At 71.0% G+C, this 24853-nt stretch carries 19 protein-coding genes and 1 pseudogene; 9 read left to right on the plus strand and 11 right to left on the minus strand.

The features are described from left to right. Positions 1-41: 41 nt before the first annotated feature. From M3Q35_RS04720 to M3Q35_RS04730, 3 genes are all read right to left on the minus strand, one after another. A complete protein-coding gene (locus tag M3Q35_RS04720; protein ID WP_273940373.1) occupies positions 42-1793 on the minus strand; it encodes an ABC transporter ATP-binding protein in 1752 nt (583 codons plus the stop codon). Continuing rightward, a complete protein-coding gene (locus tag M3Q35_RS04725) occupies positions 1790-3451 on the minus strand; it encodes an ABC transporter ATP-binding protein (RefSeq protein ID WP_273940374.1) in 1662 nt (553 codons plus the stop codon). The genes M3Q35_RS04720 and M3Q35_RS04725 overlap by 4 nt, the downstream gene beginning before the upstream one ends. A 185-nt stretch (positions 3452-3636) precedes the next feature. Then, positions 3637-3969: a histone-like nucleoid-structuring protein Lsr2 gene (locus M3Q35_RS04730; protein ID WP_273940375.1), complete on the minus strand. Its 333-nt coding sequence runs from the start codon at positions 3967-3969 to the stop codon at positions 3637-3639. 207 nt (positions 3970-4176) lie between these two features. Here M3Q35_RS04730 and M3Q35_RS04735 point away from each other — a divergent pair, with 207 nt between their 5' ends. Beyond that, positions 4177-5085, plus strand: a complete 909-nt coding sequence (locus tag M3Q35_RS04735) for a dihydrodipicolinate synthase family protein (protein WP_273944253.1) — start codon at positions 4177-4179, stop codon at positions 5083-5085. Here the strand turns inward: M3Q35_RS04735 and M3Q35_RS04740 are convergent. From M3Q35_RS04740 to M3Q35_RS04770, 7 genes and pseudogenes are all read right to left on the minus strand, one after another. Next, positions 5082-5450 carry a hypothetical protein gene (locus M3Q35_RS04740; protein ID WP_273940376.1) on the minus strand — a complete coding sequence of 123 codons (369 nt, stop codon included), beginning with the start codon at positions 5448-5450 and terminating at the stop codon, positions 5082-5084. The two genes, M3Q35_RS04735 and M3Q35_RS04740, sit on opposite strands and share 4 nt — an antisense overlap. 32 nt (positions 5451-5482) lie before the next feature. Then, on the minus strand, positions 5483-6169 hold the full coding sequence (locus M3Q35_RS04745; protein ID WP_273940377.1) for a GntR family transcriptional regulator: 687 nt from the start codon (positions 6167-6169) through the stop codon (positions 5483-5485). Positions 6170-6171: 2 nt separating this feature from the next. Beyond that, entirely contained in the window at positions 6172-6921 is a 750-nt protein-coding gene (locus M3Q35_RS04750) for a type 1 glutamine amidotransferase (protein WP_273940378.1), read from the minus strand. Continuing rightward, positions 6911-8191 (minus strand): DUF1727 domain-containing protein, encoded by a 1281-nt coding sequence (locus M3Q35_RS04755; protein ID WP_273940379.1) that lies wholly within the window; start codon positions 8189-8191, stop codon positions 6911-6913. Before M3Q35_RS04755 ends, M3Q35_RS04750 begins: the two co-directional genes overlap by 11 nt. Positions 8192-8353: 162 nt before the next feature. Continuing rightward, positions 8354-8950 carry a GTP-binding protein gene (locus tag M3Q35_RS04760; RefSeq protein WP_273940380.1) on the minus strand — a complete coding sequence of 199 codons (597 nt, stop codon included), beginning with the start codon at positions 8948-8950 and terminating at the stop codon, positions 8354-8356. Between the two features lie 34 nt (positions 8951-8984). Continuing rightward, positions 8985-9389, minus strand: coding sequence for a roadblock/LC7 domain-containing protein (locus M3Q35_RS04765; RefSeq protein ID WP_273944254.1), 405 nt, complete (start codon positions 9387-9389; stop codon positions 8985-8987). A gap of 976 nt (positions 9390-10365) precedes the next feature. Further along, a pseudogene (locus M3Q35_RS04770) lies at positions 10366-12249 on the minus strand (sensor histidine kinase); the annotation flags it as partial. Positions 12250-12668: 419 nt separating this feature from the next. On the opposite strand from M3Q35_RS04770, the gene M3Q35_RS04775 reads away from it, so the two are divergent. The 5 genes from M3Q35_RS04775 to M3Q35_RS04795 are packed head-to-tail and all read left to right on the plus strand — an operon-like array spanning position 12669 to position 16707. Further along, a complete protein-coding gene (locus M3Q35_RS04775) occupies positions 12669-13649 on the plus strand; it encodes an ABC transporter substrate-binding protein (RefSeq protein ID WP_273940381.1) in 981 nt (326 codons plus the stop codon). Continuing rightward, a complete protein-coding gene (locus M3Q35_RS04780) occupies positions 13649-14410 on the plus strand; it encodes an ABC transporter permease (RefSeq protein WP_273940382.1) in 762 nt (253 codons plus the stop codon). Before M3Q35_RS04775 ends, M3Q35_RS04780 begins: the two co-directional genes overlap by 1 nt. Further along, the gene (locus M3Q35_RS04785; RefSeq protein WP_273940383.1) at positions 14407-15144 is read left to right on the plus strand and encodes an ABC transporter permease; all 738 of its coding nucleotides are present in this window, start codon (positions 14407-14409) and stop codon (positions 15142-15144) included. Before M3Q35_RS04780 ends, M3Q35_RS04785 begins: the two co-directional genes overlap by 4 nt. Positions 15145-15146: 2 nt before the next feature. Beyond that, positions 15147-15890 (plus strand): ABC transporter ATP-binding protein, encoded by a 744-nt coding sequence (locus tag M3Q35_RS04790; protein ID WP_273944255.1) that lies wholly within the window; start codon positions 15147-15149, stop codon positions 15888-15890. A gap of 4 nt (positions 15891-15894) precedes the next feature. Further along, entirely contained in the window at positions 15895-16707 is an 813-nt protein-coding gene (locus M3Q35_RS04795) for a phosphotransferase family protein (RefSeq protein WP_273940384.1), read from the plus strand. Positions 16708-16750: 43 nt separating this feature from the next. Here the strand turns inward: M3Q35_RS04795 and M3Q35_RS04800 are convergent, their stop codons facing one another. After that, positions 16751-19597, minus strand: coding sequence for an ATP-binding protein (locus M3Q35_RS04800; protein ID WP_273940385.1), 2847 nt, complete (start codon positions 19595-19597; stop codon positions 16751-16753). A gap of 267 nt (positions 19598-19864) precedes the next feature. Between M3Q35_RS04800 and M3Q35_RS04805 the strand changes: the two genes are divergently transcribed. The 3 genes from M3Q35_RS04805 to M3Q35_RS04815 all read left to right on the plus strand — a co-directional run bounded on the left by M3Q35_RS04805 (position 19865) and on the right by M3Q35_RS04815 (position 24853). Beyond that, entirely contained in the window at positions 19865-20059 is a 195-nt protein-coding gene (locus M3Q35_RS04805) for a hypothetical protein (RefSeq protein ID WP_273940386.1), read from the plus strand. Positions 20060-20685: 626 nt separating this feature from the next. Further along, complete coding sequence (locus M3Q35_RS04810; protein WP_273944256.1) at positions 20686-21417, plus strand: GntR family transcriptional regulator; 732 nt, start codon at positions 20686-20688, stop codon at positions 21415-21417. Between the two features lie 571 nt (positions 21418-21988). Next, complete coding sequence (locus M3Q35_RS04815; protein WP_273940387.1) at positions 21989-24853, plus strand: L-tyrosine/L-tryptophan isonitrile synthase family protein; 2865 nt, start codon at positions 21989-21991, stop codon at positions 24851-24853.

The raw sequence follows: 24853 nt of genomic DNA on the forward strand, positions 1-24853 counted from the left end.
CCTTCCTGCACTCGGAGTGGAGGAAAGCCGCCTTCACGCCGTTAGTTCCGTTGTCCGGACCAGGCGGTCCAGAGCTTGGCGTATTGGCCGCCGCCGGCCACCAATTCCTCGTGGGTGCCGGTTTCCACCACCGCGCCGGCATCGAGCACGACAATGCGATCGGACGCCGCGGCCTGCGTGAGCCGGTGGGCCACAACCAATGCGGTCCGGCCGGCCAATGCCGCGGCGGCCGAAGCCTCCAGAACGCGGGAACCGGCGCTGCCGGCGTCGGCGGTGGCCTCGTCGAGAATGGCGATCGGCGGATCGGCCAACACCAGACGCGCCAAGGCCAATTGCTGGGCATGAGTCACGGTCAACTGGTGTCCGCCCTCGCCGACCACGGTGCCGAGGCCGTCGGGCAGACCGTCCACCCAGGACAGTGCGCCGACCTTGGTCAACGCCGCCCGCAGCTCGTCGTCACTCGCGGCCGGCCGGGCCAGGCGCAGGTCCTCGGCCAGCGGACCGGCGAAGACGTGCACCTCCTGGCTGATCAGCGCCACGGTGCGGCGGATGCCGTCCGAGCCGAGATCCGCCAGCGGCACGCCGCCGAGCGTGATCGACCCGGCGGTGGGCCGGTGGATGCCGGCGATCAGCTTGGCCAGCGTGGTCTTGCCGGCCCCGCTGGCCCCGACCAGCGCCACCCGCTCGCCCGGCGCGACGGCGATGTCCACGTCCCGCAGCACCGGATGCCCGTCCACATAGGAGAATCCGGCCCCGGCGGTCTTGACCGAGGCGTCGACCGGACGGGACGGCGTGACCGGCTCGGCCGCCGGCGGCAGGTCGGCCACGCCGATCAGCCGGGACAGGCTGGCCGTGGCGGCCTGGGCGTCGTCGACCAGCGCCAGCGCGGTGGTGATCGGCCCGAACAGGCTGTGGAAGTACAGCGCGGCGGCGGTGGCCACGCCCACCGTCGCCAGGTTGGCCCCGACCAGCACGAAACCCATGGCCAGCACGGCCGACAACCCGATGAACTCGGCCAGGTTGAGCCGGGTGTAGAACCGCGTGACCAGCCGAACCCCTTGCAGCGCAAGGCCGACCGCGCCGTCGGAGCGTTCCCGCACCCGGTCCAGATGGCTGTCGGACAGCCGGAAGGCCCGTACGGTCCGCGCGCCGCCGATCGTGTCCAGCAGCTGTTGCTGTTGCGTGCCAACGGCTTCACGCTGCCTGGCGTACAGCGGCTTGGCCAGCGGCAGGTACCACCGCACGGTGTGCAGCTGCACCGGCACGGCGACCAGCGCGGCCAGCAGGAACCGCCAGTCCAGGACGGCCAGCGCGCCCAGCGTGAGCACGACGGTCAGCACCGACCGGCCCAGCTCCGGCAGCGCCTGCCGGACGGCGTCGGCGACGACCGAAACGTCATTGGTGACGCGCGTCGTGAGGTCGCCGGAGCCGGCCTTTTCCAGCTGGTCCAACGGCAGGCCCAAGGCACGGGCGACGAATCGCTCGCGCAGCTCGGCCAGGATCGTCTCGCCCAGCCGCGCCACCAGCGACAGGCCCAGCGCCGTCGCCGCGGCACCGGCCACAGCGACCACGACCAGCGCCACCACCGGCGTGACCAGGGAGGTGGCCGGCTGCCGAGCGGCGACGAGGTCGACGATCCGGCCGAGCAGGGGAGCGGTGAGCAGGCCGATCGCGGTGGCGATGACCAGCATGCCGAACGCGGCCGCGGTGCGGCCCTTGGCCTGGCCCAACAACGAGCCGAGGACGGCGCGAACGCGGCGGCCGTCGGCCACGGGGAGGAGTTGACGGGTCATGCCAGCACCGCCGCCCGGTAGTCGGCGCGCGCCGTGAGCACGGCATGGCTGCCTTGCTCGACTATCCGCCCGTCATCGAGCAGCACCACCCGATCCGTCGCGGCCAGCAACGCCGGGCTGGTGGTCACGATGATCGTCGTACGGCCGCGTCGCAGCTCGGCCAGACCGGCGGCGATCCGCGCCTCGGTGACGGTGTCGACCGCGGTGGTCGGGTCGTGCAACACCAGCACGGGGGCGTCGACGGCTAACGCGCGGGCCAGCGCGACGCGTTGGCGCTGCCCGCCGGACAGCGACCGCCCGCGCTCGGTCACCAGAGTCGCGACGCCGTCGGGCAGCGCGCTGGCCACCTCGTCGACCGCCGACGCAGTCAGCGCTTCCTCCGTAACAGGCCCTGAGACGTTCTCGGCGATCGTGCCGGCGAACAGGTCGGCGTCGTGCGAGGCGATCAGGACCACCTCCCGCACCCGGCTGGGATCCACAGTGGACAGATCGACGGCGTCGACCGACACCGAGCCGGCAACCGGATCCACACTGCGCCCCAGGCAGTCGAGCAGGTCGGTGGCGGCGGCGGGATCGGTCGCGACCACGCCGAGCAGCTCACCCGGCCGGGCCTCGAACTCGACCTCCCGCAGCGCGCCACGGCTCAACGCCCGAACCCGCACGTGCCCGGCGGACGGTGTCGGCAGATCGCCCGACCCCGCGACGACCGCCGGCGGCGCGGTGAGCACGTCGGCGATGCGCCCGGCCGAGGCCCGGGCCTGCGCCAGCTCGCCGTTGACCCAGGAGAAGATCGAGAACGGCGTGATCAGGTACTGGGCCAGGCCGACCGCGGCGACCAGGTCGCCGATGCTGATCGACCCTGCCGCGGCGAGATTGCCGCCGACCAGCGCGACCACGGCGATGAAGATCCCGGTCAGCGCGAGCAGCGCCCCGTTGTGCCAGGCCTGGGCCCGCGCGGCCCGCAGCGTCGCGCGCAGCGAATCCTGGCTGGTCCGGCGATAACGGTCGACCGCCGCCCGCTCCGCACCGACGCCCTTGAGCACGCGCAGCCCGGCGACCAGGTCCGTGGCGACGCCGGAGGCGAAGGCCGAACGCTCCTGCTCGGCCTCGCTGCGGCGTTCCAGCGGCTTCCCGATCACGTGGGCGATGTACAAGATCGGCGGCGTGCCCAGCAGCACCAGCAGCCCCAACGGAATGGACCGGGTGAGCAGCGCGATCGCCGTGACCAGCAGGCCGGCCAGACCGGCGGCGCCGAACGGCAGCACGCCGTTGAGCGCGCCGACCCGTTTGGCGTCCGAGGTCCCGATGCTGACCAGCTCGCCGGCCAAAGCCTCGGCCCCGCCGCCCGGGTGCAACACCCGGCGCGTGATGTCCAGCCGCAGCTCATGGGCGGCCCGTTCGGCGCCACGCTCGGCGAACCGCGCGCCCCAGCGGTAGCTGGTCGACAGCCCGGCGAACAGCAGGCCGAGGACCGCCAGGGACAACACCAGCGTCAGCACCGAGGCACCGGCCACGGCCTGGTCGATCACCACGCCGATGACCACCGGCACCAGCGCCTCGCCGCCCTGGTGGCCCGCGGTCAGCAGCGATGCCGCGATCAGCTGTCGTCGTTGCCCGGCGATCGAACGGCGGAGTACGTCCCGTCCGGTCGTGCTCACCCGCGCCTCCCTTGCCCGTAGGTAAGGTAAGGCTAGACTAAGTACGGCGAGCGTCGGCGGGGGCGGGGATTTCGGGGGTGCAGGGGGCGGGGCCCGTCCTGCCTAGGGGACGCGAGCCCCGCAGAACAGCACGGGTGAGCTGTGCCAGCGCTTTCCGCTGGCACAGCTCACCCGTCAACTTGCTCTCAATGCGCGGCCTGGAATCGGGCGACCAGGTCGGCCGGGATGCGGCCGCGATCGGAGATCTGCGCGCCCTGGCTGCGCGCCCATTCCCGGATCGCCTGGTTCTGTGCCTTGTCGCCGGTGCGGCCGGTGGGCTTGCCGATCGCCCGCTGCTTGCGGCCGCCCACCCTGCGTGCGCTGTCCACATAGACCGACAGCGAATCGCGCAGTCGTTTTGCGTTCGCCGAGGACAGATCGATGTTGTACTCGACGCCGTCCAGGCCGAATGCGACGCTCTCCGCGGCAACACCGCCGTCCAGATCGTCGACGAGTTCGACGATGGTCTTCTGTGCCATGGTTGCTCCACCTGACGTACGACCTATTTACCGGGCTCATTCCCACCGTATCGCATGGGTGGCGGTTTCGGCGGGCGGACGCGCACTGAATACCTCGGATAGGTGCATGTCCGCGTCAGTAGCAATGCGCCATTCGACGTCCGTTATTGCCGCCGCTGGGCCGCTCGTCTATGTTGGTATACCAGATACCAACGAGAGAGGGTGGCCATGCTCGAGGACGTCAAGCGGGCGCTGCGGTCCGTGGTGATGATCACCGTGACCCCGTTCGACGCGGCCGGCGATGTCGACGACGAGGCCTACCGGTCGGTGCTGCGCCGGACCTTGGACGCCGGCATTGACGTGGTCACGCCGAACGGCAACACCAGCGAGTTCTACTCGCTCACCGCCGCCGAACGGGACCACGCGCTGGCGCTGACCGTCGAGGAGGCCGGGGACCGGGCGCTCGTCGTCGCCGGGGTCGGCTACGACGTGCGGACGGCCGTCGAATCGGCTCGCACGGCCGCCGACCTGGGCGCGCGGGCGATCATGGTCCACCAGCCGGTGCACCCGTACCTTTCGGCCGAAGGCTGGGTCGACTACCACCGCGCGGTCGCCGACGCCGTGCCCGAACTCGGCGTCGTCTGCTACCTGCGCAGCCCGCACATCCCGGCCGGGGCGCTGGCCGAGCTGGCCCGCGTCACCCCCAACTTCGTCGGCGTCAAGCACGCCGTGCCCGACCCGGTGGCCTTCGGCCAGGCCGTCGCCGTCGTCGAGGACGCCGCCGGCGCCGACCGGCTGGTGTGGATCTGTGGGCTGGCCGAGACCTGGGCCCCGTTCTTCTGGCCCGTCGGCGCCGAGGGCTTCACCTCCGGCCTGGCCAACGTCACCCCCGAGCTGTCGCTGCACCTGCTCGCCGCCCTGCGCGACGGCGACCGCTCAGCCGCGATGACGTTGTGGCGCAAGCTCAAGCCGTTCGAGGACCTCCGCGCCGCCAAGGGCAGCGCCGACAACGTGACGGTCGTGAAGGAAGCCCTGGCCCAGCTCGACCTGTGCACACGCACCGTGCGCCCGCCGATCAGCGAGCTGCCGACCGCCGGCCGGGCCGAGGTCGCCGCGTGGCTGAAGTCGGTGGGCTAACGGCCGAAGTTGATGTGGCCGCTGATGTCGCCGGCTTGGAGGACCGTGCCAGCGGTGCCGATCACCACGTTGTTCGGGGCCGCGTGGCGCGCGACCGGTGTCCTCGGGGCGAACAGCACGTGCGGCCAGATCGCGTCGAGCCGCTCGGCGAACGGCTCGCTCTCCTCGTAGGCGAAGCCGAGCTCCTCGGCCAACGCCTCGCCGAGGCGGAACTTGTCCTCGCCCGTCCGGGCCGCGTCCAAGGCGTCGGCCAGCGAGGGCACGGCCCGGACCAGCTCCTCGAGATGACCGAGGGCCGGCGATTCCGGTGCCGTCCCGCGATTGATCAGCTCAGCCGCGACCGACAGCATCCACATGTCGTCCATGATCGAATCCCCCCGATGGTTGTGGGGTCAATCTAGCTGACGACCTCGACCGCCCGCTGTCCTGACAGCTCAATATGCTGCCGCGTAAGGCGTTGGGCCGAATCGGCGTCCCCGGCGTCGACGGCCTTGAGGATGCGCTCGTGCTCCACGTGCTCCTCACGCCAGGTCGGCCAGTGCGGCCACAGCAGGCTCACCGCCGCCAGCGCGGCCAGATCCCGTACGCCGTCCAGGCTGGCGATGACGAACTCGTTGCCACAGCCGGCATACAGCGCCCGGTGGAAGTCCCGGTTGGCCACGCTCAGCTCGCCGTGATCCACGGTGTCCAGGTGCGCGGCCGACCGGGCCAATGCCGCCCGGGCCGGCCCGACGTCCACGCCGAGCCGGGTCGTGGCGGCCACGGCCCACGGCTCCAGCAGCAGCCGGACCTCCTGGACCTTGCGCAGGTCGGTGGCGTCCAACAGCCGCACCGAGGTGCCGCGGCTGGGCGTCAGCACGACAAGGCCGCCGGCCGCCAGCATGATCAACGCTTCCCGGACCGGCGTCTTGGACACGCCCAACTCGGCCGCCAGCCGTCGCTCCACCAGCGTGTCACCGGGCCGGATCCGGCCGGCCAGTATCGCCGTCCTGATCGAATCGGCCACCAGGTCGGCGCGGCTGGACACCGGGCTGAGCGGGCTCAGTCCGAGCGAGGCCAACGCCGGACGGGGTTGCTCGGACACCGTCAGAAGCGGAGCAGCCGCTTGCGCCGGGTGGCCAGCGCCTGCACGGCCCGCTTCCGCTCGTCCCGCAGCTTCTCGATCACCGGGATGTCCAGCGGGGCCAGCGGCTCGCCGACCGCCCAGCCCAGCAGCAGGTCCGCGAACTCGGGGTTGCGGGCCAGCACCGGGCCGTGCATGTACGTGCCGACGACGTGCCCGTTGTAGGCCCCGTCCGCGCCGTCGCCGTTGCCGGTGCCGTACACGACCTTGGACAGCGCCCGCGAGCCCGGGCCGACCTGCGTGTGGCCCTGGTGGTTCTCGAAGCCGGTCATCGACGACTGCAGCAGCGCCGGGTCCGGCGTGGTCAGCAGCTCGCCGACGGCCCGCGCGCCGGTGCCGGGCGTGGTCCGCACGTCCAGCAGGCTCAGGCCGCGGTGCGTGACGCCGTCGGTGCCGGTGAAGTCGTGGCCGAGGATCTGGAGGCCGGCGCAGATGGCCAGCACGACAGCGCCACGCGAGGCCGCCTCCTGCATGCCGGGGTTGGCGGTCAGGTGCGCGACGGCCAGCGTCTGCGCCCGGTCCTCGCCGCCGCCGAGCAGGTAGAAGTCCAGCGAGTTGGGCACGGTCTCGCCGACCGCGAGGTCCACGACCTCGGCCCGGTAGCCGCGCCACTCCAGCCGCTTGCGCAGCACGGTCGCGTTGCCGGAGTCGCCGTAGGTGCCCAGCACATCGGGCAGCACCAGGCCGATGCGGACGACAGAGTCACGAACCATTGCTGCTCAACCCCGACTTCAGGTCCCGGAACGCGGTGTAGTTGGCCACCAGCTCGACCGCGCCCGGCGCCACCGAGTCGATCGCCTGGTACGGGTCGGGCACGTGGGTGTGCCGGACGTCGGCGTAGGTCAGCCTCACGGCCAGGTCGGCCGACCGCTCGCCGGTGGCGATCACGGTCCGGCCCTGTAGCCGCTCGAACGGCACGTCCCACAGCCACGACTTGTCCCGGCCGTCGGCCTCGCGGCCGTTGATCGCGATGATCACCGGGTGCTCCGGGCTCTTGGCCAGCAGCGGCAGCGTCTCGGCCCAGCCGGCCGGGTTCTTGGCCAGCAGCAGCCGCACCACCCGGTCGTTGCGGGTCAGCGTGGTGTAGCGGCCGCCGACGCCGGTGATGGTGCGGATCCGCTCCAGCGCCGGCCGCAGCGGCACCCCGAGGTGGGTGGACGCGGCCAGGGCCAGCGTGGCGTCGGCCTCGTTGGCGCTGCCCGGCAGGCGCAGGGCCAGCTCGAAGGACTCGCCGGTCGGGCTGGTCATCTTGCCGTCGACGACCGACCAGGTCGGGTTGGGGCGGCGGAAGCCGCAGTCGCAGTACCAGTCGGTGGCGCCGCCGTGCACCCGCATGCCGCAGCGCGGGCACGAGGTCGAGTCGCCGCGCCAGTTGCCGCCGGCGCTGACCCAGATGGTGCTGGCGGCGTCGATGGCCGCCGAGGTGACCAGCACGTCGTCGCAGTTGGCCACGACGGTGGTGTTGTGCAGCCGGGAGATGGCCGTGCGCAGGTTGCGCTCGGTGTGCCGGACCTCGCCGACCCGGTCCATCTGGTCCCGGCTCAGGTTCAGCAGCACGATGACCGCGGGCTGCACCGCGTCGGAGATCTTCGGCAGGTAGTTCTCGTCGATCTCCAGCACGCCGACCGGCGCGGTCTGGTCGGTCGACAGCGCGGCGACCAGGCCGTCGGGCATGTTGGCGCCGCTGTGGTTGGTGGCAACCGGCGCGATCACGCTCATCGCCTTGGCCAGCATCATGGTCGTGGTGGTCTTGCCGTTGGTGCCGGTGACCAGGGCGACCGTGCGGTCCTTGCACAGCCGGGCCAGCGCGTGCGGGTCAAGGGCCAGCGTCACGCGGCCGCCGATGATGCCGCCGGCGCGACCGGTCGCCTTGGACAGCTTGGCCGCCAGATTGCCGGCCGCGACCGCCGCCGCGGTGCGGGTCGGCAGCTCCCCGTTCAGGTGGCTGGACGACACGTCCAGGCCGGCGTTCGTGGAATCCATCAGCCACCCATCATCACGACTGCAAGATCTTATGTGCTTCTCAGCCTACCGAACCAGCCGCCCGCCCCCGCGCACCCCGCGATGCAGGGAAGGACGCCTTACCTGCGTTGAACGCAGGTAAGGCGTCCTTCCCTGCATGACGGCGGGGCCGTGCCGGGTGGGTCACGCCCGTACGGTCATCCACTTCCGCATGGAGTGCTCGACCAGCGTGATCAGCGTCTGCTTGGTCGACTCCCGGTTACGGGCGTCACAGGTCACGATGGGCACCGACTCGTCGATGGTCAGCGCGTCCCGGACGTCGTCGATGCGGTGGTGCAGCATGCCGTCGAAGCAGTTCACCGCGACGACGTACGGCAGCTGCCGGTCGTCGAAGAAGTCGATCGAGGCGAACGCGTCGGCCAGCCGCCGGGTGTCCACCAGCACCACCGCGCCGATCGCGCCCCGCACCAGGTCGTCCCACATGAACCAGAAGCGGTGCTGGCCCGGCGTGCCGAACAGATACAGGATGAGATCGCTGTCCAACGAGACGCGGCCGAAGTCCATCGCCACGGTGGTGGTGACCTTGTTCGGCGTCGCCGACAGGTCGTCGACGCCCAGACTGGCCTCGGTCATCACCGCCTCGGTGGTCAACGGCACGATCTCCGACACCGACCCGACGAAGGTCGTCTTGCCGACACCGAACCCGCCCGCGACCACGATCTTGGCCGACGTCGTCGCCTGCCGGGCGACCTGCGCGCCCCGGCCCTGTCCTGATTCCACTCGGCTCCAGCCCTCTAGAACCGCCGCGCCGCGCTCATCGGCGCACCGCGGCCAACTGCAACTGCTCCCGCAGCTCGGGGGTGAGCTGCTGGCCGACCCGTTCCACCAGCCTGGCCATGGCGTACCCGACCAGTCCGATCTCGCAGCCGGGCGCCGCGAGCACGGCGAGGCACGACCCGTCGCTGATGGACATCAGGAAAAGATACCCGCGCTCCATTTCGACGACCGTCTGGTTCACCGTTCCGGCCTCGAAGACCCGCGCGGCGCCGGCCACCAGGCTGACCAGACCGGACGAAACCGCAGCCAGTTGGTCCGCGCGGTCGCGCGGCAGGCCCTCGGTCGCGCACAGCACCAGGCCGTCGGCGGAGACCACCACGGCGTGCGCCACGCCGGCGACCCGGTCGACGAAGTCGTCGATGAGCCAGCCGAAGTCGGTCACCTGCTGATCGGTCGGCTGGCCCTGCTGGTCGGTCTGTTGGTCGGACGGGGAACTCACGACTGCTCCTTGCCTTGCTCGGGTGGCGGCCCGAAGGTCGTCGGCTGGGTGTAGCCGGCGTCGATGGCCTCGTCGGGGGCGGCCGTCGGGGCGGAGTGCCGGCCGAGGCTGACACCGTGCTGGTACGTGGACATCCGGGCGCGCAGCGCGTCGGGGAGCGGCGTGGCATGGCCGGCGGGGCGCTGGCCAGCGGCACGGCCTGCGGGCGCGGCGCGGCCGAACCCGGCACGAGCTGCGACTTCGGCACCCGCTTGGGCAGGCCGGCGTCGGTGACGGTGTCCGGCTCCCTGGCCAGCAGGGTGCTCGCCTTGGCCCAGCCGTCGTCACCGGCCGAATGCCAGCCGTTGGTCGACGGCTCCTCGGCCGGTGCTTGCTCGACCGGGATCGGTTGGGCGGCCGGCTCCTCGCCCTCGGCCCGGGGGACCGGCACCGACTCCGTGACGTCCTGAGGCTCCTCGACCGGCGTTTCGGCGGTCTCCGGCGCCTTCTCGGCCGGGACCTGGAACCACTGGGACAGCACTTCCTGGTAGATCGGCAGCCGCTCGGTGGGCGGGTCGTCGTAGTCGAAGCGGCGCTGTGGCGTCGGCCACGGCTCGACGCTGCTGGCCGGCGTCACCTCCGGCTCGGCCGGCGGTGTCTTGCGGCGCGGCGCGAACAGGTCGACCGACTCCGTCACGGTCGGCTCGACCGGCACGTTCGTGACGAGTGGCGGCAGCTGGCCCGGGATCCACTTGGGCAGGCCGACGATGTCCTGCGGCAGGTCCGGCTCGGGCAGGGGAGTGCGCTGGGTGGCCGCCGCGGCCACGGTCGGCGGCGCGGCCGGCAGCGCCGGCGCGGTGTCGGCCCGGTCGACCAGCGAGGCCGGGATGATCACGTGCGCGGTGACGCCGCCGTCGATGTCGGCGTTGTCCCGCAGCCGCACCTTGATGTCGTGCCGCTTGGCCAGCTGCGCCACCACGTACAGGCCCATCTGGCGGGACGCCGTCACGTCCACCTCGCCCGGATCGGCCAGGCGCTCGTTGGCCGCCGCCAGGTCGGCCTCCTGCATGCCGACGCCGCGGTCGTGGATCTCCACGGCCAGCTCGCCGCGGCGCATCTTGGCCGACCGCACGGTGACCTTGCTGGACGGCGGCGAGAACGCGGTGGCGTTGTCCAGCAGCTCGGCGATCAGGTGGGTGATGTCGTTGACCGCGCGGCCCTGGATGGTCAGGTCCGGCGCCGGCGCGATCTGCACCCTGGCGTACTTCTCCACCTCGGACATGGCCGCGCCGAGCACCTCGGCCACCGGCACCGGCCGGGTCACCCGGCGGGTCAGCGTGGTGCCGGCCAGCACCAGCAGGTTCTCGCTGTTGCGGCGCATCTGGGTGGCCAGGTGGTCCAGCTCGAACAGACTGGCCAGCTGGTCCGGGTCCTGCTCGTCCTGCTCCAGCCGGTCGATCACGCCGATCTGCCGCTCGACCAGCGCCTGGCTGCGGCGGGACAGGTTGACGAACATCGCGTTCACGTTGCCGCGCAGCGCGGCCTGCTCGCCGGCCAGCCGCACGGCCTCGCGCTGCACCGCGTCGAACGCCCGGGCGACCTGGCCGACCTCCTCGGTGGTGTGCACCGGCACCGGCTCGACGGCGTCGCCCTCGGCCTCGCGGTCGCGCATGATCCGCTCGATCGCCGCCGGCAGCTTGGTACGGGCCACTTCCAGCGCGCTGCGGCGCAGTACGCGCAGCGGGACCAGCATGGAGCGGGCGACGAAAACCGTGAGCGCCAAGGCGATCAGCAGCGACAGCACGACCAGCACGCTGTCGCGGAACGCGGCGCCGCGCGCGGCCCGGGCCAGGGTGCGCAACACGGTGTCGGCCTGGCCCTGGATCTGGCCGACGACCCGCGTGAACAACGCGGCGGTGGTCGTGGACAGCGCCTGCACGTCGGCGGCTTTGACGGTGATCGTGCCGGAGCCGTCGCCGGCCTGCACGAGAGCCAGCTGCACCACACGGTTGCGCTCGTCGACATCCGGGCCGCTGATGGTGTCCTGCACCAGCTGGCGGTTGTCGGGGTCGGCCGCGTTGGTGAAGTCCTCCATGTCGGCGGCGAACCGGGCCTGCGCGGACCGCAGCAGATCGGCCAGGTCCGGCGCGAACTGCTTGTGCAGCGCGGCGGAGACCACGATCGTGCCTTGCAGCCGCTGCTGCTCCTTGGCGTCGGTCAGCGCCTGCACCGCGGCGTCCAAAGGGGACAGTCGAGGATGACTCACGTTCGTCGCGGCGGTGCGGACGATCTGGAGCAGCGCATCGACGACCTGGGTGTACGTGGTCAGCGCGGCGACGTCCGGCAACCTGGTCGTGACGGCGCTGTTGCGCAGCGCGGCGAGCTCGTCCAGCTGCTGCAAAGCCTTGTCCACGGCATCGCGCACCGGGCCGGACGCGGTGGCCTGCTGGCCGCGCAGCGCGTCGACCGCCGTGTCCACCGGGCCGAACTTCGGCGGCTGGTCGACCCGGCCGGCGGCGATGTAGGCCACAACCGAGTCCCGCTCGGCCTGGAGCAGGTCGACCACCTGGGCCGCCTGGCCGGCGACGGCCAGCTGCTGGCGGTCGTCGCCGTACTGGCGGGCGTCGTCGAGCTGGCTGGACAGGCGCAGACCGGCCAGCGTCAGCGTGCTCAGCGCCGGCACCAGCAGGATGACCACCAGCTTGCGGCCCAGTTTCCAGTTGCGCAGCCGCCAGCTGCCGCCCGTTTTGTCCCCGACGTCCGGTTCGGTGGACCGGACGCCGGTGCCCTCAGCCTCGTCGGCCGGACCACGCACGGTCAGCACTCCCCCACGGTCAGCTCGGTCCCCCGCCGAAGGTGGATCTTGGAGTGCGAGAGGCTCATTCCGTACCGCCGATCGGAGTACTGGGCACGACAGTCACGCGCATCGTGGTGCCTTCGGGGCAATCTGATCAAGCATTCGGGGGTCTGGACGGCGGTGGCCGCCGTTGGGGATGATCCTGCACCGTATAGGGGTGGTGACGGCTGGTAGCGGTGCCGATGTCCGGGGCGGTCAAAAATTGGCACGTACCGCAAATCTCCACTCTGTCGGGTGTCATCCGCGTCCATGATTGAATCACGCACCGTGTTCGATCGGCTACGGTGGTGCCCGTTCCGGGCCAGATCTGCCCGTGAATGGGTCATTCCCTTCACAACCGCACCCCGAGTACCGCTCAGAACTGTTGATTAAAGGAGAGTCCGCCGATGGCTACCCGCGCCACTCGATGGGCCGTGATGCTGGCCGTGACCGCTTTGTCCGTCGGAGGGTGCAGTCTGCTCAACGGCGGCAGCGCCGACACGACCGCGCCGGCGCCAGGCCACCAGAAGATCAATATCGGCATCATCGCTACCGTCGACGACGCCCCGGTGAAGCTGGCCCAGGCCAAGGGCTACTTCACCGAGCAGGGCCTCGACGCCAACGTCAAGGTCTACCCGTCGGTGAACCAGACGATGCCGGCCCTGCAGTCCGGCGAGATCGACGTCACGCTGATGAACTACGTGTCGTTCTTCCAGGCGTCGGCGGCCAAGACGCTGGACGCCAAGGTCGTGTCCGACGCCTACCAGGGCACCCCCGACTCCCTGGTGCTGCTGGCCAAGCCGGACTCCGGCATCCGCGCCCCGAAGGACCTGGCCGGCAAGAAGGTCTCGGTGCACGCCAAGGGCAACATCGTGGAGCTGCTGATCAGGGCCGTGCTCCAGGACAACGGCGTCGACCCCAACGCCGTCAGCTTCGTCGAGGTGAAGTTCCCTCAGATTCCCGCCGCGGTGGCCAACGGCCAGATCGACGCCGGCGGCGACCTCGAGCCGTACATCACCCAGGGTGAGCAGCAGTTCGGCGTGCAGCCCACCTTCAAGATCGTGACCGGCGCCACCGACAACATCCCGCTGTCCGGCTACATCGCGTCGTCCAAGTTCATCGGCGCCCACGCCGACACCGTCGCCGCGTTCCAGAAAGCCATGGTCAAGGCCCAGAAGGCCGCCGCCGACCGCAGCGCCATCAGCTCCGTGCTACCCGACCTGACCGGCGTGGACAAGCAGACATCCTCGCTGCTCAAGCTCGGCGTGTTCCCGACCTCGGTCGACGCCACCCGGTTGCAGCGCGTGGTCACCCTGATGAAGACCTACGGCTATCTCCAGCAGTCGATGGACGCCAGCACGCTCGTGCTGCCCACGCCGTCCAGCTGATGTCGCTGGTCCGCAAACTGGCCGGGCTGGTCGGCTTCCTGCTCGTGTGGGAGGCCGCCGCCCGGCTGGGGCTCGTCGACACCCGCGTGCTGCCGCCGCCGTCGGAAGTGTTGGTGCGCTTCGCTTTGCTCGGCACCGAGCCGCGTTTCGTGGCCGGCGCCATCTCCACCGTGCTGTCGTGGTTCATCGCCCTGCTGTGCGCCACGGTCGTCGGTGTCGCGTCGGGGCTGCTGCTGGGTTCCGTGCCGCTGGTGCGGTTGATCAGCACGCCCATCGTCGAGTTCCTCCGGCCGCTGCCGGCCGTGGCGTTGATCCCGTTGGCCATCGCCCTGTTCGGCACCGACGCCCAGACCAAGATCACCCTGGCCGCGTTCGCCGCCACCTGGCCGATTCTGCTCAACACCAGCTACGCCTTGGGCGAGGTCGATCCCCGGTTGCTGGAGACCGCCCGGTGTTTCCGGGTCAGCCGCTGGCGTCGTCTCACCGGCGTCACGCTGCCCAGCATCGGGCCGTTCGTCGTCACCGGTATTCGCATCTCCGCGTCCATCACGCTCATCGCCATCGTCGGCACCGAGTTCCTCGCCGGCGGCAGCATCGGCCTCGGTCAGTACGCATTCCTCCAGGGCACCAGCGGCGGCCGAATGGACGTGGTGTTGGCCGCCACCGTCTTCGCCGGCCTGTTCGGCTGTGTCGTGAACGCCGGTTTCCTGGCCGTGCAAAGGCGTTGGGTGTCGTGGGGCAGTGGCGAGGTGGCCGCGTGAACGGGTGGATCCGGGCCGGCGTTCTCTGCTGCGCCCTGCTCGTCTGGCAATTGGTCGCCGTCGAGGTCGGCAATCCCTACTTTCCGCCACCGTTGCGAATCGCCGAGGCAGCCGTTCGGCTGTGGCCGTCGCAGCATTTCGGGGCCGATGTGCTACCCAGTCTGCTGCGAGTGCTCGGCGGTTGGGCGGCGGCGTCGGTGTCGGGCATCGCGATCGGCGTGCTGCTGGGCCGTTCCCGGACCGTGGCCGACTACTTCGAGTTCGTGTTCACGTTCCTGCGGACCCTGCCGCCGCCGCTGCTGGTGCCGGTGTTCATGCTGATCTTCGGCATCAGCACCGAGATGGAGGTGGCGACCATCGTGTTCGGCGCGGTGTGGCCGGTGCTGCTCAACTCGGTCGACGGCGCCCGGTCGGTCGATCCCGTGATGGCCGACACCGCCCGGGTGTTCCGGCTTTCCCGGTCCCGCTGGCTGTTCGGCGTGGTGCTGCCGGCGGCCGGTCCGAAGATCTTCGCCGGGCTGCGGGTCAGCCTGTCCATCGCGTTGATCCTGATGGTCATCTCCGAAGTCGTCGGGGCCACCTCCGGAATCGGCTACCAGCTCGGCACCGCGCAGGGGGCGTCCGACCTGCCCGGGATGTGGTCGTGGATCGCGTTGATCAGCCTGCTCGGCTATCTACTCAACAGGGGGTTGCTCGCCGTGGAGCACAGGGCGCTGGCGTGGAGCCGGCCGTGAGCATGTTGGCGGTGGCCGGGCTCGGCCACACCTACGGTGCCGTCGATGCCGTGTCGGACGTGTCGTTCGCCATCGAGCCGGGGGAGCTGGTCTGCATCGTCGGGCCGTCCGGCTGCGGCAAGTCCACCTTGCTGCGCTGCATCGCCGGCCTGGTGCCGGCCTCTCGGGGCGACGTCTTCCTGCACGGCGACCGTGTTTCCGGCGTTCCGTCGGATCTCGCCGTCGTCTTCCAGGACTACAGCCGTTCTCTGCTGCCGTGGAAGACCGTTTCCGCCAACGTCGAGTTCCCGTTGCGCGACCGTGGTCTGTCCACTGTGGAACGCCGTTCCCGCGTCGAGGAGGCCCTCGAGTGGGTCGGCCTTTCCGCGGCTGCCGGCAAGCACCCGCACGAGCTCTCCGGCGGTATGCAGCAACGGGTTTCCATCGCCCGGGCCCTGGCCTACCGTCCGGCCCTGATGCTCATGGACGAGCCTTTCGCCTCCGTCGACGCCCAGACCCGGGCCGACCTGGAGGACCTGGTCCTCAAGGTGCGCCGGGAGGCCGGGATGACCGTTCTCGTTGTCACCCATGACATCGACGAGAGCGTGTACCTGGCCGACCGGGTTCTGGTCCTGTCGCCGTCGCCCGCTACCGTCGTCGAGACCTTGAAGGTGGATCTGCCTTCGCCTCGTGACCAGATCACTACTCGGGGGAGTGACTCTTTCGTGCGACTGCGCACCGAGATCGCCCGCCTCATCCGGCGGTAGCCGCGTGGAACTCTTCGACATCGCCGCCGAGTTGCTGCCCGGCGTCAGCCTCTCGTCGGCTTTCGTCGCCACCGACGGCAATGTCCATGACGTGCTGCTCATCCCCGGCGTCGCCGCCGTCCGTGTCAGCAAGCGCCCTTTGGCCGCTTCTCTCATGCCCCGCCGCGTCGAGGTCCTTCACCAGCTCGCTTCTTCTGGCCTCCCTTTCCAGATCCCCGAGCCCCTCACCCCCGTCACCCTTTTCGACTCCCGCGCCGCCGTTGCCGTCTCGTGGGTCGACGGCACTGCACTCCCCGAAGGTCAGGGCTCCCCGTCCCAGCTCGCCGAGGTCCTCGACGCCGTCCGCTCCGTGGAGTTGACCCCATCCCTGTTGGCCGTCCTCGACGACCGCCCCGCCGGCCCTTCGTGGTCCACCGTCATCGAGTCCGCCGTGTTGCCTCTGCTCCCTCCCCGTTGGCAGCCCGAGGTCCGCCGCCGTCTGGACGCCGCGCTCGCTCTGCCTCCCGTCCCCGACGCCTTGGTCCATGGAGACCTCGGCGGTTCCAACGTCCACTACTCGTCCGACGGCAAGCTCCTCGGCATCCTCGATTGGGACCTCGCCATGCCCGGCGACCCCGCCATCGACGCCGCCCTCATGGCGTGGCACGGTTGGGACACCGTCCGCCGCTCCGTTTCCGCCGACACCTACCAGCGGGCCCGCACGTGGGATTCCCTCCTCGGCGTCGGCCACCTCGTCGCGTGCATGAACGGCCGGGCCATGACCAACCCCGACGGCTTCGTCCAGGCCGTAGTTCCCTGGCTGGAACAGAACGCCTGACGATGAGTCAACCGCGCGGCGCGGGCGCCCGACGCAACCACCGCTAGTCCACAGTGGACACGGGATGGTGTGCGGCCTCCCGGGCGATCTCGCTGCGGGAATGGGCGGCGAGCTTGACCAGGATGTGGGAGACGTGGGTCTGCACGGTCCGCCGGGACAAGAACAACGCGGCGGCGATGTCGGGGTTGGAGCGGCCCTGGGCGACGAGGTGGGCTACCCGGAGCTCGGTGGGGGTCAGGCTCTCCCAACCGGTGGTGGGACGGGCCCGGCGACCACGCTGACCCCGCCGGACGCCGTAAGGACGGGTACGGGCGTCGGCCCGGCGGATGTCCCAATCGGCCCGGAGCTCGGTGTAGACCTCGATGGCCTCTGACAACGAAGCCCGAGCCCGGACGAGGTCGTTGGCCTCGCCGAACAATACGGAAGCGTCCTCCAAGGAGTTGGCCAACTCGAGGCGCCGGCCGGCGGAGCGGTAGTGCTCGGCGGCGGTGAGCAGGCGCAACGGATCACGCTCCAACAAACCCTGGCAACGAGCGGCGGCGGCGTCCTTGACGGGCATGGGGGCCTCGTCGGCCTCGGCCTGGCACTGCTGCGTGGCCGACAGGGCGGTCTCCCGGTCGCCGGCGGCGAGGGCCAAGCGGGTCAGCTCGGGGAGACACATATATCTGACATTCATCTCCAGGCCGGTGACGGGCGACAGCAACACCGGGGCCAGCTCGGCGACGGCCTGCGCCGGCAGACCGTCCCGCTCGCACGCCAAGGCCCGGGCCAACAAGACGTAGCCGGCGTTGCGCCGGTCGTCGGCGATGGCCAACGGCTCGGTCCGCACGGCCTTGAGGTGCACGGCGGCGGTGGTGCGGTCGTCCCGATGCCCGGCGATCAACGCCAACAGGCCGTGCAGGGTCAAGAACGAATAGCGCCCCTCGCTCAGCTCGGGGATGGACTCCAGCTCGCTCAGCGCGTCGTCCCACCGGCCCTGCAAGAAGTAGTGCGCGGCCATCATCACGTGCACCTGCGTGAAACGCGCCGCCCCGGCCTGCTCGGCCAACCCGCGCACGAGGGTGATCCGCTCGTCGATGCCGGCGGTCTCGTCCAGGTTGACGTCGGCCACGATCCGGTTGCACAACAACAGCAGCCGCAGGTCCAGGTGCTCACGGTCATCCCCGAGCACGGTCAGCGCCTGGTCGATCAGCTCTCGGTTGCCGCGCTCGTCGCCGACGAAACTGCGGTCGAGGGACATCACGTGCAGCCCCATGCCCACGGCGAACCGGTCGGGCGCGGCCTGCCCGGCCTCGATGGCCTCAGCAGCCGTGACCAGAGCAGTGGCGTCCAGGTCCACGGCCTGCACGAGGGCGGTCAACGACAGCAGCCGCGCCCGCCACCCGGCGGCCAACGGCGCGGAAAGCCCCTGCGCCAACACTTCCAGCGCCTCGGCGGAGTGCCCCGTACGCAACGAGGTGTACGCCAGGACCCAACTCATCTCGGCGACCCGGTCGGGATCGGACGTACGGCTCAGCACCTGCCGGGCCTGCTGCGAGGCATCGGCGTTACGCCCCATGCCGGCCAACGACGTGGCCAGCCAGCTGGCGAACACGTCACGCCGCCGGTCGTCCGAACCGACCTGGTCGATGGCCCGCCGCAACAGCTCGATCGCGGTCTGCGGGGCCCGGTGGGTCAGGATCGGGGCGGCCCCGGCCAACCAGTCGAGGAACCACTCGTCCTCGCTGCCGGCGGCCGGCAGCAGCTGCTCGGCGACCTGCGAGATCGGCGCGCCGGAATCGGCCAGCGCCCGCGCGGCCTCCCGGTGCAAAGCGGTGCGCACGGCCACCGGCGTGCCGTCGTACAAGGCCTGCCGGATCAACGGATACCGGAACGCCAGGTGCTGCCCGGCCTCGGTGATCACGCCGGCGCCGACGGCCTCGGCCAGCAGCAGCGCCAGCTCGGACGCCGGCATCCGGGCCACCACGGCCAGGTCGTGCACGGCGAACTCGGCGCCGAGCAGCGAAGCCGCCCGCAGTGCCTCGGTGGTCTCGTCGGACAGGAAGCCCAGCCGATCGGCGACGGCGGCGGCCAGCGACGCCGGCGCACTCCAGCCGACGGCCCGCCCGGCCAGCTCGGCGACCCGCCCGGTGACGCGCACGGCGTTCTCCCGCAGCAGCGCATCGACCAGCTCGGTCAGGTAGCCGGGGTTGCCGGCGGCCCGTTCGGCCAAACGAGTGAGCTCGGGCCCGACCTCACGCCCACCGGTGCGTACGGCGATCAGCTCGGCGACCTCGTCCGCGGCCAGCGGCCGCAGCGCCAGCGGCACACCGCCGCGAGCGGTGGAACTCCGGCGCAGCTGATCCAGTTCCACCCGCCGCGGCACCGGCCGGTACGCCCCGACCAGCAGTAAAGGGAGCTGCTCGGTGGCACGGGTGAGCCGGTGCCACACCTGAAGGCTGGCGGTGTCGGCCCACTGGAGGTCGTCCAGCACCATCAACACGGGCTTGGCCTCGCAGGCCCGGTCGACCAGGGCCAGCAGCTGCTCGGCCGCACCCAGCACGGCATCGCCGGTGCCGGTCACGCCGGGGGAGTGCTCCTGCCGCAGCAGCCGGATGATGTCGGCCCGCCACGGGTCCTCGGCCCGCCCGATCACGTCAAGGCAGTCCAGCACGGCGCGCAGCGGGAACGGCTGGCCGAGCTCGTCGGCGGCCGCCCAGAACACCTCGCAGCCCAGGTCACGAGCGGTGCGCAGACCGGCCGCCAGCAGCGCCGACTTGCCGATGCCGGGATCGCCCTCGACCAGCACGGACTGGCCCCGGCCGGCGACCACCTCACGCAGCAGCCGACCGAGCAGGGCGACGTCGGCGTGCCGACCCACGAAGGTCTCCGTCGCCGCGGTTGGCCCCATGCTGTGAGGGTAGACGGATCTTGAGGCGCGTCGCTCGTCTACCACCCGTACGTCCGTGCCTCACCGGTTCGTGTGCGGAGCGTGGTGGCGAACGGTGGTGAACCGAGTGGCGGTTGCTCTGCGTCATGACACGAGAGAGTGGCGGTCACAATTCTCCGCCGGATGGCGGATGTCCTTGACTGTCCATGCGCGGATGGTAATCGTTGTGGCGGCTGCCACACCTCAACAGAGCAGTTGAGGGGCGAACTCGGAAGGCGGTGAGCACGGATGGTGCTCTCGGTACAGCACCCCGATGCCACTCCCAGCGGCGAGCGCGGTCTTGAGGCCCTGCTCGACTCGTACCACCACGTTGCCGCGGATGTGCTGAACGCGCACGTCCGGGCCGGGGAGCACTGCACGGACTGCGGTCAGGTCTGGCCCTGCGAGCCGGTCAACTCGGCGGCATTCGCCCTCGACCTCTAGGCCGCCACCGGCACTGGGGGAGTACGGGTCACCTTGGGAGGGGTTGGCCCGGAGGTTGCGCCGGACGGCGCAGCACAGGGGGACGCATCGGCTGTTGACGGCCGCGCCGGAACACCGGCGCGGCCGTCGCCATACGTGGGCCCGGAGAAGCACGTCACACCCACCTGGACCATTCGTGCACACTTTCGGTACCTGGTGGTCATACGCACGCAGCCAACCAGTGGGAACATCCGGTCTTCGCTACCGCCGCACCCTGGCCTGGCCGTAGCGTCGCTGCCGTGGGCACGGGCATTTCGCTGCAACCGATCTGGTGGGTCGAGCAGAACGAGACCGAACTGGCGATCCAGGTGACGCACCCGGAGGGCGCGCGGTTCGCCGACCGGGCGGTCAGCGAGGTCGGCGCGGAGGTCAAGGTCGAGCTGGCGACCCTGGCCGACGCCGGCGGCTCGACCAGGATCGACGCGGCGCTGTCGACGTTACGGGTCCGGCTGCGTGAACCCATGGCCGACCGGCGGCTGGTCATGCTGGTCGACGGCGAGCCGATCACCGCGGCCCGGGTCACCCCGACCATCCAGACCCTGTCCAGCGACCCGGCCGACCCGGCCCGGCACCGCGCCGGCGAGCCGGTGCGCGCCGGCATCCCCGAGGACGGGCGGGTGCCGCGCTACTACGCGGTCAAGACGCAACTGCTGGAGCTGACCGGCAAGCTCGGCGAGGGCGCGGTGCTGCCGTCCGAACGTGAGCTGGCCGAACGTTTCGGCGTGGCCCGGATGACGCTGCGCCAGGCCGTCTCCGAGCTGGTGCTGGAGGGCAAGCTGCAACGCCGGCACGGCAGCGGCACCTATATCATGCCGCCCAAGCTGGTGCAGCCGTTGTCGCTGGTCAGCCTGTCCGAGGGCATCCGCCGCCAGGGCGCGACGCCCAGCCGCAAGCTGGTCACGCTCGAGCATCTGCCGGCCGATCCCACACTGGCCGCCGATCTCAACATCGAACCCGGCGACCTGGTGCTGCACATCGAGCGCACGGTCGAGGCCACCGGCCAGCACGTCGGCCTGGAGTCGACCTACCTGGCCGCGGCCCGCTTCCCGTCGCTGCTCGACGTGTTCGACCCGGCCACCTCGCTGCACAGCTGCCTGGCCAACCGGCTGGGCGTGGTGTTCGCCGAGGCCGAGGAGCGGGTGGAGACGGTGCTGGCCACGCCGCGCGAGGCCAAGCTGATCGGCACCAACCCGGCCCTGCCGATGCTGCTGCTGCACCGGCGCTCGCTCGACCCGGACGGGGTGCCGATCGAGCGGGTCCGGTCGCTGTTCCGCGGCGACCGGTTCAGCTTCAGCACCCGGTTGCGGCCGGAGGACTGATTCACGTCGCCGGCATTTCACCCTGCTGGGCGTCTCAATTCGGCATGACCGGATGACGATGTTTACGGATCGTCTCCGGCGGGTAAGGGCCGGCCGTGCCCATTACGGTGGTCGGTTGCGGCCCGGTTCGTCCTGACGGCGGTTTCCGGCTCAGGGCTGCCCGTGGATCCGACGATCGATGCGTCCGCCGACCCGATCGGGTAATTCCCGTGCGGCCGGACCGCACCGGCTGGCCCGGGCGGGGCCGGCCGTATCATCGTGGCGGCGAGGCTGTCGACGGTTGCGCCGGCAGATTGTAGAAACCGGCGGTGAATGCCGCGTGAAAGCCGGGGCACGCCCTTGTGACCGTCGGTGTGAACGTATCCGTGAACCCGCGGCCGGACATGGTGAGGTCCTGCACGGCGGCATGTCAAGCTCGCTTGTGAAGCGAGTGATGTAGATCACGTAACACCCGAAAGAGGCGCTCCACGCCGACCGGTTCTCGATATACTCGACCCCAGTGCCGCGAATTCCGGGGACCAAGAACCGCGGCTGAATATGTGGAGAGCCACGTGTTCGTTAGGGCCCTGGTATGAGCATGTTGGACGGAGCGGCCGCCCCACGGGCGGTGCCGCGCCTGGTCAGTGCCGGCTGCGAGGAACACCTCGCGCTGGCCGCCGGCTGGCGTCGGCTGGCCGAGCTGGTGCGGCACGACGCCGAGCTGCGCCTGCACCTCGCGCTGCGTCCCCCGCGCGACCTTTCCGCCGACCTGGGCGACGGCCCGCAGCCGGCCCATCCGCGCGCGTCCGACCAGGTCCGCGTGGTGCCGTTGGCCGGGCTGCTGGATCGTCGGGCCACCGACGAGCGGAGCCTGCTGGAGCAGGTCGTCGCCAATCAGCACGAGCCGATCGACGCGCTGGACTTCGTCGCCGAGCACTTCGTGCGGCCGGTCGTCGCGGTGTGGCGAGCGCTGGTCGACCGGCACGGGCTGGTGCTGCTCGACCTGGACGCCGTCACCTTCGAGCTCACGCCGGGCGTGCGCGCCACCGGCCGGATCGTGCTGACCTCGGTCGCCGGCCTGCGCGAGACGGACGGCATCGACCCGCTGGACGTGGCGCGTGCGTCCCAGGCCCTGCACGCCACCGTGAACACCTTGGCCGCGGGCTTCCAGCAGGCCAGCTTCGACGGCCGGCAGTACAAGGGACGCACGGTCCGCGCCACTTTCGAGTCCGTGATGGCGGCCGAGCTGCGTTATCTCGCACCGGCGACCGCTGATCTGCTGCGCGGCGACCATCCGCTGGACCGGCACGTGCATTCCGTGCCCGAGGAGCAGGACCGCCTGCTGCGCGAGGTGTTGCGCCGGGTCGAGGAGAGCTCGGCCGCCCGCCGCCGCGACCCGGCGCTGCCGGTGCCGGCCGTGGTCATCGACCTGGACCTTTGTGGACTGGTGCCCAAGGCGCGGACCCTGTACGCCGCCCGCACGTTGGCCGGTCCGCGTGAGGGCGCGCCGCAGGGCATTCCGGAGCTCGCCCGGCCGGGCACGCTGCGGGCGCTGCCGTCCTACTCCAAGCCGGCCTGGGACCGGTTCCTCGAGGTGTCCGGTGTGGCCGGGCGCTACCCGGACGTCGAGTGGGACGACGTGCACGCCGAGTTCTGCCCGGCGTTCTACCGGCCGTGGGAGCGATTGCGTTCCGACTCGCTCGCGCCCGGCCTTGTCCGTTTCGTACGGGACGTGGAGGACGCCGGCGGCGAGGTCGTGTTCAACACCGGCCGGCGGGACCGGGTGCGCGAGCACACCACCGCCGTGCTGGCCCGGGGTGGGCTCAACCACGTGCGGCTGCTCACGCTGCCCAATGACCGGGTGCGGCCGATCGCCGAGCTGAAGGTGGAGAACCTGCGCCGGCTGGGCGAGTTGGACGTGGTCGCCGTGTTCGACGACCTCACCGAGAACCGCCAGGTGCTGCGGGATTCCTTCCCCGGCGCGATGGTCGTCGCCGTCGAGGCGCCCGGTTTCGTCAGCGACCGCGCGCCCGGCTGCCCGCCGCCCGACGGCGCGCCGCTGATCGCCACCTTCGAACGGCTGCCGCGGCTGGCCGGCAGCGGCGCGCCGGCCTTGTCCCACACGCATTCCATCGCCGAGTTGCAGGTCAGCGAGCTGTCCGTGGGGCTGCCCGCGCGGGGCCACGCCGTCAATCTCTCGGTGGCGCAAACGTTGTCGGTGATCGACCGGCTCGTCGCCGAAGCCGACGCCTCCGCCCAGCGCACGGCCGCCGCGGCGCCCGGACACCTGCGTGCCGCACTGTCCACTGTGGCCGATCCGTTGGAACGAACCGTGTTGCTGCTGCACCACGTGTTCATGCGCAAGCAGTTCCATCGCGGCTCCCGCGCGACGTACACGCCGGAGATGGCCCGCGACGACCTGATGCCGTTCCTGCGGCAGAACCAGCCGATCCAGGTCGTGGTGCCCGGGTTCCCGGTGAAGCAGAGCCAGAGCGGGCTCAAGGCCACCGGCGTGTTGCCCGACCTGGCCGAGCTCGGCGTGCTGGTCCGGCTGCGTGAGCTCCAGCAGACCGTGAAATGCCTGTACGCGCCCGGCCTTCGCATCACCGTGCTCACCGACGGGCACCACTTCCGGCCCCGCCCCGCCGTGATCGTCGAGTCGTACCTGCGCAAGCTCAACCAGTACCTGCGGTTGGTCGGCGGTCAGGACTTCCTGGAGTTCGCCGACATCGACGACGTGGCCCGGCGTCGAATAGGGTCCTCTTTGGACAGTGAGCGGATCGTGCTCATCGAGTACTTCCAGAACGCCTTCCGCAAGGCCTTCGGCGAGCTCGACATCGCCGCCGACCCGATGGGCGTGCTGTCACGGGTGTCCGATGTGGACCCCATGGCCGAGCACACCCCTGGCGGGCTCGTCTTCCGTGACATGTTCCGCTCCATCCTGCACTCCGTCGCCCTCGACGTGCCGCCCGGCAAGGACCGCATGTCCTGGGCCCGTGCCGTCTACGCCGACCCGTACCAGCTCGCCGACCCCGCCACGCCCGCCCCCGTCGTCCGGGCCCGCCGGCAGGTCCTCCGTCAGGCGTGGAGCGACACCGTGCGCTATCTCTCCGCCGTCCTCACCGATCGGGAACTCGGCTACGACAGCCTTTTCACCCACCGGGTCCGCCTCACCGTCAGCATGCCTTCCCCCGGCCGCGTCGGCTTCGCCGCCCTCGGCGGCTCTGCTTTGTTGCCGTGGCACGGCACCGCCGCCGTCGACGAGAAGGGCACCCTCTCCACCGACTTCGCCATCTGGCTCTACGACCAGGGTTTCGTGCCGGTCTACTCACCCGTGCTCGGCTACCGCCAGCCGTGGCTGATGGCCCCCGTGACCTCCACCGCGGTCGTCGACAGCTCCCGTGGCGCCCAGTTGATCCCCGAGCTGTTGGAGGGAATTCACTTGCGCCGCAAGTGA

The sequence above is a fragment of the Kutzneria chonburiensis genome (assembly GCF_028622115.1).
Lineage (GTDB): Bacteria > Actinomycetota > Actinomycetes > Mycobacteriales > Pseudonocardiaceae > Kutzneria > Kutzneria chonburiensis.